Source organism: Sutterella sp. (assembly GCF_052272535.1).
Taxonomy (GTDB): Bacteria; Pseudomonadota; Gammaproteobacteria; order Burkholderiales; family Burkholderiaceae_F; genus Sutterella.
Genome location: NZ_DAVZJY010000057.1, coordinates 1 through 10999, shown reverse-complemented (window position 1 = coordinate 10999; position 10999 = coordinate 1). Strand labels below are relative to the sequence as shown.

Here is a 10999-nt window from a genome sequence, read left to right as displayed (position 1 = left end):
CGCACGCGCAGCGTGCGCGTCGCCGGATCGGCGCCCGGGAGGATCACGTGCTTCAGGGCGTGCCAGCTGCGGCCCGGATAGGCGTCGGCGGTGAGGACGAGGTCCGCGCCTTCGAGCGACGCCGCATAGCGCTCGGGCACGCTCGCCGTCACCCACACGGGGTCGAGACCCTCGATCTGCGCCACCGTCTGGGAGGTGGAGACGTTCATTCCGGAGCGCAGCGCAATGTCGGTGAGGACGCCGTCGATCGGGGCCCGGAGCGTGAAGATGGTCTTCACCCGGCGCGAGCGCACGAGCTCCTGAACGTCGTCTTCTGGCATGCCCGCGAGCCGCAGGCGGCGCAGCACGCCTTCGACCTCGGCCTGCCCAGCGCCGGAGTTCACGAGGACGAGGTACTCGGCCTGCGCGTCGCTCCAGCCGGGGATCACGACCCGCGCGAGGAGGTCGCCCTTGTGCACGCGGTCGCCGACCGCAAGGGGCGCGGCCTCCTCGACGAAGCCCGCCGAGCGCGCCTGCACGAGGGCGAAGGCGTGCTCGTTCATGACCACTTCCGCGGGAACGCGGGTTTCATAGGTGAGGCGCCCTTCGGCCGCGCGGGCCGAGCGCACCCCGAGGTTCTCCACCATCGTCGGGTCGATCGTGATCCCGGCGGCGGTCGGGAGCGCACCGGCTTCGTCGGCGTACTTCGGCACGAGGTCCATGTCCATGAAGGGCGAGGGGCCGGGCTTCTTGAAGTGCGCGTCGGGCTTCATCGGGTCGTACCAATAGAGGACGGGGCGGCCGTTCTCATCGGGTTCGGCCAACTCCACCCCCGGCGGGACCTGCGCGGCCGCGACGGCCGCGGCCGCGGGCGTCTTGATGCCGAGCCCCGCGGCGATCCGCTCCTGCCAGTGCCAGACGGCCCAGCCGCCGAGGCCCGCGCCCACGAGCGCGGCGCAGAGCACGGAGACGAAGGGAAGAAGGGAGCCGGTTTTGCGTGGCGCGGAGGAAGAGGCGGCGGGAGGAGTCGGGGCGTCGGACATGGCGAAGCTCAGGCGGACGAAAATGCGGAAAAGCCCGACCCGCTCCAAGCGGCGGGCCGGGCGGAAACTTTGGGCAGCGGGAGACCGGCTGCGGCCGGTCTCCTCAGAGGAGGAACTCAGCGCGAGATCGACTGGAGCACCGAGAGCTTCCCTTCCTGCGTGAAGGTGAAGTTCACGCGGTCGCCGGCCTTGAGGCCCTCGACCATCTTCGCGTCGCGGAAGGTGAAGCGCATCGTCATCGCGGGCCACTTGAGCTCGGGGATCGGATCGTGGGCGATCGTCATCTTGCCCGCCGCGGCGTCGACCGCCTTCACGACGCCGGTCGCCTTGACGGCCGGGGCCTGCTCGGAGGGCATCTGCATCGCGTGGCCGGCGTGCATGTCGTGCATCGAGTGGTCCATGCCCTGCATGCCCTCCATGCCGGCGGCGGAGGCCGCGGCGGAGGCGAAGACGGAGGTGAGAAGCATGGTGCGGATCATCATTTTTGAATTTCTTCCCTGATGGCGCCGCGCTGCGCCCCGAAGGGCGGCGCGGCTCTTCTCCGGCGGGGCTCATCGGGCCCGCCGGGAGGTTGTTGCTAGTGAAAACCCCGAAAGTATAGTCAGACTTTGGATCGACTCGTTCCGCACGACGTCGTTGAGCGGCCTTTTTGTGTAAACGCCCGTACCGCGTTTGACCCGGCGGAAGGCGCCGGAAGGGGCGTAGAGGTGCGGAGGATGCAATAAATGAAGAGCATTTCGCATAGTGCGTTGATATCTATGGAAAGAGCGTTGAATTAACGCGATCAATGCGAAAAAAACTTCCGCGGATTCGTTCTGCGTCGAATCCGCTAGTCAGAAAGCCTTAGAGGGCTCGAAGGGACGGGAATACCCCGGGTGTTAGCATTTTCTCCATTCCGAGCACCGGCCCGCTCCCGCGCCGCCGGATGCGTTGGAAGACTGAGTTTTCTCGGATCTCCGCCATGAGCGGGAGGCTCCCTTCGGGCCGCGTACCTCTGACGCGGGCTTTTTGGGACCCGCCCGGACGGGATTCAGCCCTCGGCGCCGGCAGCGGCCGGACGCTGAAAAAACGTGGATGAAAAAATGGAAAAGAAGAACATCGACTGGTCGAAGCTCGGCTTCGGCTACACGAAGACCGACTACCGCTGGCAGGCGACCTGGGATGACGGCAAGTGGACCGAAGACGGCCTCATCACGGATGAGAAGCTGCACCTCCTTGAGTCCGCCTGCGTCTTCCACTATTCACAGAGCTGCTTTGAAGGCCTGAAGGCCTACACGACGAAGGAAGGCAAGATCGTCACCTTCCGTCCGGACATGAACGCCCAGCGCATGTTCGACTCCGCCAAGCGCCTTGAGATGCCGCCGCTCCCGGTCGACACCTTCATCAAGTCGATCGACGAAGTGGTCCGCGCCAACGCCGCCTGGGTTCCGCCCTACGGCACCGGCTGCTCGCTCTACATCCGTCCGTTCATGATCGGTTCGGGCCCGCAGATCGGCGTCGCTCCGGCTCCGTCCTTCACGTACCGCGTCTTCGTGATGCCGGTGGGCGCCTACTTCAAGGGCGCCGTGAAGCCCCTGAAGCTCGCGCTCTCCGACTTCGACCGCGCCGCTCCGCACGGCACGGGCAACATCAAGGCCGGCCTCAACTACGCCATGTCGCTCTACCCGACGATGGAGGCGCACCGCAACGGCTACGCCGAGAACGTTTATCTCGATCCGCAGACGCGCACCTACGTCGAGGAGACGGGCGGCGCTAACATCATCTTCGTCGACCAGGACAACAACCTCGTCGTTCCGAAGAGCGACTCGATCCTCCCGTCGATCACCCGCCGCTCGCTCGTCTACGTCGGCGAACACTACCTCGGCCTCAAGGTCGTCGAGCGCAAGGTCCGCTTCGATGAGGTGAAGAACTTCAAGGAATGCGCCCTCTGCGGCACGGCCGCGGTGCTCGCCCCGGTGGGTCTCATCCACACCCACGAAGGCGACATCGTCTTCCCGTCCGGCATGGAGAAGATGGGCGAGATCTGCGGCAAGCTCCGCAGCACGCTCACCGGCATCCAGGACGGCGAGATCGAAGCGCCGGAAGGCTGGATCCGCGAGATCTGCTGATCCGCCGCACGCGGCTGATCAGGGAACCGGGCGCTCCTGCGGCGTCCGGTTCGAAGGGCTCCTTCGGGAGCCCTTTTTTTCCATGTCTGGGTAAGGAGATAAGAACAATTAGAGGATTCGAGTAAACCCTAAGTCATGTGGACGATGAACAACAAGGCGTCTTGTATACAGGGAAGCTGAACCACAGGGCATGATTTTTTGAGCTCAATTGTTGATAATGCATGAATCATCATTTCTCCTCTACCGGACTGATCGATTCATGACGACTCTTACCCCCGAGCAGGCTCGAATCTTCCCCGCCAAAACGGTCCATGCAGGCGCACCGGACAATTCTCTTGGAATCAGTGTTCGTCAGCATGGCCTCATTGCGGGCTGGGTTCTCAGAAGACTGATTGACCTGCTCCGTTTGAAGGATCGAGAGATGCTTGTGCCGGATAACCTCGCCGTGCTGGCGGGGCTTCACGACATCGGCAAGATCAATCCGCTTTTCCTCGGGAAGATGCTTCGGTTCCTGCCGCCTGTGGATCCGGAGGTCAAGTTCTGGGCCGAAGTCAGCCAGACGTGCACGAACGTTCCCGAAGTGCCTCACGCACATGTCGGCGCGGTTGTCGTCAAGGCGCTTACCAAAGATCGCGGGTGCGCCTATGTAGTGGGCGCTCACCACGGGTGGCCCGATAAGGCGAGGATGGAGTCTCAGGCGTCTCCTGCCTTCGGGGGCATGGAGTGGGTCGCTCCCAGAGAAGCGCTCTGCCGAGAGATTATGAATGCACTTCATGCGGATGCATTTCCAACACTCTCGAAAATACAGGCACTCCAAACGGTCCAGAAAGATGTTTGGACCGGACTTGTAGTCGTCTCCGACTGGATTGCCTCTCAGCAGGCGGAGGCGATACCGGAAGGGACGGAGCGTGAAGTGGCCGAAAATTTGGTCGCTCGTGCGGGTTTCGCCGAAATTGAGCCCCGAGAGGGAGTCGATTTCAACGGCATCTTCCATTTTTCAGCGCGTCCGGAGCAGCAGGCGTTTATGTCGCTCTACTCCGGTCCGGGCGTTTACGTACTCGAAGCGCCTACGGGGTGCGGAAAGACGGAGGCGGCGTTGGGGCTCGCATTTGAGGCAATTCGCCGAGGCGATGCCGGCGGAATATATTTCGCATTGCCTACGCAGCTCACGAGCAACAAGGTTCACGATCGAGTTGACTCCGCCGTGCAGGCATTTCTCCGCACCCCCGCCGGTGGCGTGCAGCTCATTCACGGCGGCGCGCGGCTGCTCAAGGCTCAGATGGGTAAGGAAGCCGCGCCGGGAGAAAGTTGGTTTTCTTCCAACAGACAGGCGCTGCTTGCGCCCTTCGGCGTCGGCACGGTTGATCAGATGCTGCTCGGACTCCTGAAGTCTCAAAAGTTTGCCTCCGTTCGGGCTGTCGCTCAACTCGGCAAGGTACTGATCCTCGATGAAATCCACTCGTACGATGCCTACACGTCAACACTCATTCACGAATTGATTGAGCACGTCGAAGCACTTCACGGCGTCGTGATCATCCTGAGCGCCACTTTGACCGATGCTGCGCGAGCAAAACTTTTGGGGGTGAAGGACGAGCAGATCGTGAAGACGCAGTCGCCGATTCTGCTTACGGCGAAACAGGGGGACACGATCAAAACCCAAGCGCTTGAAGCATCAGCGGGTTCGCACAAGCGCATTGAGCTGAAGCTGCTCAAAGGCGAGGAGGCTGAGGAGAAGGCTTATCGAGCTGCGCTCCAAAAGGCGATGAGTGGGCAGCAGGTGCTTTGGATCGAAAATACAGTTTCGGCCGCTCAGGCTGCGGCGAAGCGTTTTCAGGATGCAGGGGTGGTCAGTGGTCTCCTGCACTCGCGCTTCCGTCCGGTGGACAGAGAACGGTTGGAGAAAGAGTGGACCGGCATTTACGGGCGGGGCGGAGATGCAAGGCGTCGTGAATGCGGACGGGTTCTGGTCGGAACGCAGGTGCTCGAGCAGTCGCTCGACATCGATGCGGATTTCCTGGTGACGAGACTTGCCCCGACGGATCTGCTCATTCAGCGCTTTGGGCGTCTCTGGCGACATCCAGACCGTGTGCGTCCGATCGGGTGTAGTTCTCCTCAGGCCTGGATCGTGGCTGCGCCGGAGCAGGGTTCCCATACAGAAGAGGGCAGTTCGCTCGAAAACGGCTTCGGGTTGAGTGGAAAAGTTTATTCACCACCATACATTCTCTTTAGGACGTTGGAGGTTTTGGAGCGACGCCTGGAGCAAGGAGCCGAAGTGGACATGCCCGAAGAGGTGCGTCAGCTTCTTGAGGAGACTTATGCCGAACGAGAGGAGTCCGGCGAAGAGGCCTGCGCGCTAAAGAAGTCCTTTGAGGAGCGGGCGACGGCCTTCTCTACGGCGGCGCTGTCTGCACTCAGCTTCAGCGGTGTGACCGAATCCGACGAGGATGAGCCGGCAACGCGCTACATCGATCAGAAGACGTGGCCGATCCTCGTTCTTGATCCCACTGAGTTGAGCGAAGTGCCCTCGGGGCTTGCTGCGAAGGCGTTGTGGCTTGAGTCGCGGTTGGTGAAGAGTTCACGGCCGATCAAGTTCGATCAGCGTGCATCGCGCCTTCCTTCGGACCTTGAGACGTTCATTTCCCACTCTCGGCGTTTTCATACGGTTCCCATCGCGTATATGTCGTCTGACGGGGAACTTCAGTTCGCCGATGGCGCCCCGGTGGAGTCGAAGGGCGTGCGTGCCTTCTATACAAGGGACGGCGGCTTGAGATTCCAGTGACGGACGAGAAGTGATTCCCAGGCGTCACCAACTGATGCATGGGTGTGATGAGTTTGACCAGCATTTGAAGCATGGACTGAAATAGACAAAGGAGCACTGCATGGGCAGCAAGACGTTTAATTTGGCGCTGCAACCCTGGATCAAGTTGGAGGGGGCGGATTCAGTTGGATTAAGGGAGCTTTTTGCGCTTGAGGAACCTCCGAAGCTTGCGGGGACGCCGACCGAACGCTTTGTGGTATTCAGACTGCTTCTGGCAGTACTGCAGGCTGCTTGCACGCTTGAAGAAGATGACGACCTCGAAGGCCTCTCCATCGAGGAGATGAAGGCTAATGCAGTGGAATATCTCGACATCCATGCAGATGCTTTTGATCTCTTTGATGAGAAGCATCCTTTTCTTCAGTACCCGCAGGTCGTGTCCGAGAAGAAGGCGCTGCCGGCAGGAGCGTTGGTGCTCGGCGTGTGCACGGGCAATGCCACGCTGCTGCTGGAGAGCAATTCCGCGAGCGAACTGACGGCCGCTGAAGAAGCCTATCTATTGCTGCACCAACTCATTCTGGGGTTCGGCGGCAAGAAGGCTGATATGACAATAATTTTGTCGAAGGACCTTCAAAAACGCGGTTCGGCACCGGCTTCGCCAGCTCTCGGTCGTGGATGGCTCCACAGCGTCCCCTTGGGAAAGGACCTGTTCTCCTCGCTTTGGCTCAACCTGCTGACGGAAGCAGACCTTCGGAGCAATGCAAAGCAACTGACGACCGGAATCGGGCGTCCTGCATGGGAGCACATGCCGGATAGCGAAGACAGCGAAGCGGCGCTGACATATGCCGCCAGTCTTCAGGGCAGGCTACTCCCGCTTTCCCGCTTCTGCCTTCTCGAGGAAACGGGCATGTTCAACATGACGACAGGCATCGCCTATCCCCCAATCACTTCTGGGGTTGCCGACCCCAGTGTCTCGCTTAAAGCATTGAAGGGAGGGGTGTACTCCGCGCTTCGTGCTCAGACAGGAGAGCAGCCTTGGAGGCAAATCGAAAGCATTTTGGCCTTCGACGGGAAATACGGAAAGGAAGGCTGTTGGCTCATGAACGAGGCGCGCAATCGTGGGTCCGAGGATGACGGAACTGCTTGTGTCGGCGTGTGGTGTGTGGGCCTGCAGATCAGCGACAAAGCTGGTGAGCAATATTTTTCAGCTCAGGACGGATTCGTGGAGCAGAAATTTATGCTTCATTCTGGCTGGGAGGTCGGAGGTTTCCTCGCTCGGTATGTCGATGGGATGAAGAAGGTTTCTGATCTTTCGAAGATCCTCTATTCGTGCGTTGCAAGTTATTTTGACGAATTGACGGGAAACTCTTCCGACAAGGGAGGAAAGGCTTCTGACGCAGCCAAAAAGAGGGCTGCGGCGGCAGTTGAGTCTTTCTGGCGGTTGGCCGATACGAAGGGGAGTGAGTTTGTGAATCAATGTTCGATCGGAGAATGTTCTAATTTAATTCGAATATTTGCCGGATATGTAGAGACAATCTATTTTCAAGCCTGTGCGGCGGAAGGAGCTCGGCAACTTCTGGCATGGGCGAAGCATCGGCCAAATTTAAGCAAATTTAGAAAGTCAATTTCAGTAAAGGAGATGCGGCATGGAAACTAGCAAAAAATATTATCTATCAGAATCGGCAGAAAAGTTTGTAGCAAAGGTCTTCAAGAAAAAGGAAACTGATGGAGAGTATCGGTCTTCCTTTAGAAGGGCGATCAGTCCGAGGCAGGCATATAAATCCTATTCATACATAGCGGGCTATTTTGATCTTCGGAATGAAGTGGCTCGTGAAGCCTGTTTGCTGATTGGCTCCTCCATTGCATGGGAAGATGCATTGGTTGATGGGTCGGACGAATTTGGCAAGGCTCTTCGAAAGAGCTGGAATGATAAATCGAAGTCTGTGGAGGACGTTGATTCGGTGCCCTCTGTGATTCGTTTGCGCAGGCTGCTTGCCTGCAGGGATGCCGTTTCTGTCTGCCATGCTTTGCGGCCAATTTTGCAGCTTGTTCGCAATCGCGTTCCCGGCAAGCTGAAATATGCAGACCTGCTCAAGGACATTTTGTGGTTTGATCGAAATCCTGAAAAGATCAAGGCTAAATGGGTGATGGATTTTTATGCTTCCGAAGATAAACCCCAGGCAACGGAGGATGCAAAGTGAAGCAGCTTTATGCAGGAAGACTTATTCTCCAACCGACGGCTGTAGCTCGTTTGAGGGTGACCGATCCATATTCGATCCACCGACTGATGCTCGATCTTGTGCAGTTGGAAAGGCCAAAGGAAATTTCTGACAAGGGATCAGAACCAAGTGGTCTTCAATGGGTCGATCGAGGCGAGCACTTGTGTGGGCGTGTAATTGACTTTCTGACGATGCTTTCGCTCAAGGAAGAGGCCAGTGTGTTGCCTGAGGATGTTCGGTTGATGTATCGATCCCTTCCGGAGAGTTTTTTGGATCACGAGAACTATCGATTTCAGATCGTCGTAAATCCAGTTCGCTCAGTCCTCGGCAGGCCGGGTTTCCGACGTGCGCTCACCAACGAAGCTGATGTTCGTGAGTGGTTCGTGCGGCGTATGCAGGCCGCGGGTGCTGATGTGACCATAAGTATGGTCGATCAGCTTAAATTAGATTCTTTTCGAAAGAATGAGATGCTTTTGAAATTTGCCCGGGCTCGAATATTTGGTAAGCTGCACGTAGAAGATCGTGCTAAGTTTGAACAAATTGCGCGCATGGGCATCGGAAAGGGTCGCGCATTTGGATATGGGTTTTTGCAACTTGCTGTTATGTAAAGGAGATTTAAAATGAACAAGCTTCCTATTATTGAATTTCATATTCTTCAGTCTTTCCCGGTATCCTGCCTCAATCGGGATGATGTCGGAAGCCCGAAGTCCGTCATCGTCGGTGGCGTTGAGCGTGCACGTGTCAGTTCTCAGTGCTGGAAGCGTGCTGTTCGACAGCAGCTCCACGAACTCGGCTTAAAGCTTGGCATTCGGACGAAGCGAGTGGAAGCTCTTCTGAAGACGGCCATCCTGGAGAAAACTTCGGATGAAAAAGCTGCCGAGGAATGCGCCAAAGCTGTTGCTGCATTCTTGTCCGACGATTCGCTTTTATTTCTTACTGACAAGGAGTATGAATCTCTCGCAAACTACATTGAAACAAAGGCGTTTGATGCGAAATCCGTAAAGGACAAAGAGGTCTATAAGCTTCTTTCTAAAGCAAAAATTGATGCCCTGGACGGTCTTGACATTGCTCTGTTTGGCAGAATGGTTGCCAAGGCCAGTGCCCTCAATGTTGAGGCGGCATGCGCATTCAGCCACGCAATTTCGACTCATGCTTCCGAATCGGAGCTTGATTTCTTTACAGCTCTTGATGACGAAGCCGTGAAGGATCCTGCAAGTGCGAATGCTGGGCACATGGGGACCTCCGAGTATGTGTCTGCCACCTATTACAGATACATCTCTTTGAACCTGAACAAGTTGGCTGAAACGCTTGGAATCGATGACTCCAAGGATCTCAAAGTGCCGGTGGAAGCCTTTGTGAAGGCTCTTTATTTGGCGGTGCCTTCCGCCAGGCAGGCGACCATGTCGGCGTCTAATACATGGGATTTCGCCAAGATCTTGATTCGCAATGGACAGCGACTGCAGTGTAGCTTTGATCAGCCGGTTCGCGCGCCTCGCGAAGGCGGTTACTTGACCGCGAGCGTGGAGAAGTTGAATGCGGAGCTTGCTCGTAAGGAAAAACAGTGTGGCAGCCTCTATGGAAAAGTTGCGAGTTTTGATTTTGGCTTGAATGACGACTCGATTGATGACCTGGTATCTAATATTTCCGCCACGCTGGAGAAGTTGTGATGGATACGGCAATTTTGCGGTTGACTTTGTCTGGTCCTCTGCAAAGTTGGGGGGATCGGTCAAAGTTCTGGAATCGCCAAACACAGGCATTTCCGACTAAGTCTGGGATTATCGGCTTGATTTTTTGCGCGTTGGGTCTTGGCGGACCGCAAAAAGAAAATCTGCAGTTGTTTTCCAATCTACCTATGAAGGTTTTCAGAGTGGGTGAAAGTGCGAAGGAGATTCGGCCGATCCTTTCGGATTTTCATATGGTTGGTAATGGTTATGACGATCAAGACCCTTGGCAGTTGGAGTGCATACCTAAAACGGCAGAAGGTAAAAAGGCTGTTGGGGGTGGGGCTCGACTGACGTATAGAGAATACCTCCAGGATGAATCTTTTGAGGTTTTGATTCACATACCGGAAGAATGGAGCAAGCGCATAAAAGATGGTTTGCTCAATCCGGTTTGGGATTTGTATTTGGGTCGAAAGAGTTGTGCTCCGACTGAAATTATCTTCGGTGGCATATTTAAATCTGAAGAGAGTGCTTTAGAGGAAATGAATAAATCGCTTTCCAATCGTAAGCCGGAACCTTGGGTAATTCTTAATGCCTGTGAAGAAGTAGGGGTTGATGAGCCTGGAGCCGTGCAACTGTACGATGTACCTTTAGCTTTTGGCAGAAAAAAGGTGTATGGCGTTAGGTATGTCAAACAAAGCTAACCCGCAATGAACTAGGGGATAACCCTAAAACTTGTTCTTTAACAATATGTTGTAGCATAAGAAGAGGCATCCACGAAATCTTGCTGCCTTCCCCGCGCACGCGGGGATGTTTCTTCGCTCCATAGATCCTCACGCAAGAAGATCAAGCCTTCCCCGCGCACGCGGGGATGTTTCCGCAGGCGACATCACCGCGCTCCAGAAGGCCGTGCCTTCCCCGCGCACGCGGGGATGTTTCTCTGAGCGCGTCTGTTCCCCAAGAGCACTGAGGGCCTTCCCCGCGCACGCGGGGATGTTTCTAAGCGCGAGGCGCTCAAGGCCGCGCTCAAGCGGCCTTCCCCGCGCACGCGGGGATGTTTCTATCCCGTTTCTCCCAACACCGACGCCGCGCCCGCCTTCCCCGCGCACGCGGGGATGTTTCTACGTTCAGGTCCAGATCCCCTTCCCCGGCTTCGCCTTCCCCGCGCACGCGGGGATGTTTCCGCGCGGATCAATCGCGTCGAGGGAGATTGCGTGCCTTCCCCGCGCACGCG

At 57.1% G+C, this 10999-nt stretch carries 9 protein-coding genes and 1 CRISPR repeat array; of the genes, 7 read left to right on the top strand and 2 right to left on the bottom strand.

The window, feature by feature from the left end; translation table 11 throughout:
* Together ACT6Y9_RS04600 and ACT6Y9_RS04595 are read right to left on the bottom strand one after the other, a co-directional pair.
* Window positions 1-1022, bottom strand: a 1022-nt coding sequence (locus ACT6Y9_RS04600) for an efflux RND transporter periplasmic adaptor subunit (RefSeq protein ID WP_443743661.1), incomplete at its 3' end; no start/stop codon positions are given.
* A gap of 116 nt (window positions 1023-1138) precedes the next feature.
* Entirely contained in the window at window positions 1139-1504 is a 366-nt protein-coding gene (locus ACT6Y9_RS04595) for a copper-binding protein (RefSeq protein WP_443743660.1), read from the bottom strand.
* 600 nt (window positions 1505-2104) lie between these two features.
* Between ACT6Y9_RS04595 and ACT6Y9_RS04590 the strand changes: the two genes are divergently transcribed.
* The 7 genes from ACT6Y9_RS04590 (at window position 2105) to cas5e (ending at window position 10469) form a co-directional block, all read left to right on the top strand.
* Window positions 2105-3130, top strand: a complete 1026-nt coding sequence (locus tag ACT6Y9_RS04590; RefSeq protein ID WP_443743659.1) for a branched-chain amino acid aminotransferase — start codon at window positions 2105-2107, stop codon at window positions 3128-3130.
* Window positions 3131-3389: 259 nt separating this feature from the next.
* Entirely contained in the window at window positions 3390-5909 is a 2520-nt protein-coding gene (gene cas3, locus ACT6Y9_RS04585) for a CRISPR-associated helicase Cas3' (RefSeq protein WP_443743658.1), read from the top strand.
* Window positions 5910-6009: 100 nt separating this feature from the next.
* Window positions 6010-7542, top strand: a complete 1533-nt coding sequence (gene casA, locus ACT6Y9_RS04580) for a type I-E CRISPR-associated protein Cse1/CasA (protein ID WP_443743657.1) — start codon at window positions 6010-6012, stop codon at window positions 7540-7542.
* Window positions 7532-8086, top strand: coding sequence for a type I-E CRISPR-associated protein Cse2/CasB (gene casB, locus ACT6Y9_RS04575; protein WP_443743656.1), 555 nt, complete (start codon window positions 7532-7534; stop codon window positions 8084-8086). The genes casA and casB overlap by 11 nt, the downstream gene beginning before the upstream one ends.
* Window positions 8083-8712, top strand: coding sequence for a type I-E CRISPR-associated protein Cas6/Cse3/CasE (gene cas6e, locus ACT6Y9_RS04570; protein WP_443743655.1), 630 nt, complete (start codon window positions 8083-8085; stop codon window positions 8710-8712). Before casB ends, cas6e begins: the two co-directional genes overlap by 4 nt.
* Before the next feature lie 12 nt (window positions 8713-8724).
* Window positions 8725-9771: a type I-E CRISPR-associated protein Cas7/Cse4/CasC gene (cas7e, locus tag ACT6Y9_RS04565; protein ID WP_443743654.1), complete on the top strand. Its 1047-nt coding sequence runs from the start codon at window positions 8725-8727 to the stop codon at window positions 9769-9771.
* A complete protein-coding gene (cas5e, locus tag ACT6Y9_RS04560; RefSeq protein ID WP_443743653.1) occupies window positions 9771-10469 on the top strand; it encodes a type I-E CRISPR-associated protein Cas5/CasD in 699 nt (232 codons plus the stop codon). The genes cas7e and cas5e overlap by 1 nt, the downstream gene beginning before the upstream one ends.
* An 85-nt stretch (window positions 10470-10554) precedes the next feature.
* Window positions 10555-10948: a CRISPR direct-repeat array (repeat unit 28 nt; unit sequence GCCTTCCCCGCGCACGCGGGGATGTTTC).
* Window positions 10949-10999 lie beyond the last annotated feature (51 nt).

Bases quoted from the DNA above. Each gene is read 5' to 3' on its own strand.
- ACT6Y9_RS04595 (WP_443743660.1), bottom strand. From the start codon at position 1,504: ATGATGATCCGCACCATGCTTCTCACCTCCGTCTTCGCCTCCGCCGCG.
- ACT6Y9_RS04590 (WP_443743659.1), top strand. From the start codon at position 2,105: ATGGAAAAGAAGAACATCGACTGGTCGAAGCTCGGCTTCGGCTACACG.
- cas3 (WP_443743658.1), top strand. From the start codon at position 3,390: ATGACGACTCTTACCCCCGAGCAGGCTCGAATCTTCCCCGCCAAAACG.
- casA (WP_443743657.1), top strand. From the start codon at position 6,010: ATGGGCAGCAAGACGTTTAATTTGGCGCTGCAACCCTGGATCAAGTTG.
- casB (WP_443743656.1), top strand. From the start codon at position 7,532: ATGGAAACTAGCAAAAAATATTATCTATCAGAATCGGCAGAAAAGTTT.
- cas7e (WP_443743654.1), top strand. From the start codon at position 8,725: ATGAACAAGCTTCCTATTATTGAATTTCATATTCTTCAGTCTTTCCCG.
- cas5e (WP_443743653.1), top strand. From the start codon at position 9,771: ATGGATACGGCAATTTTGCGGTTGACTTTGTCTGGTCCTCTGCAAAGT.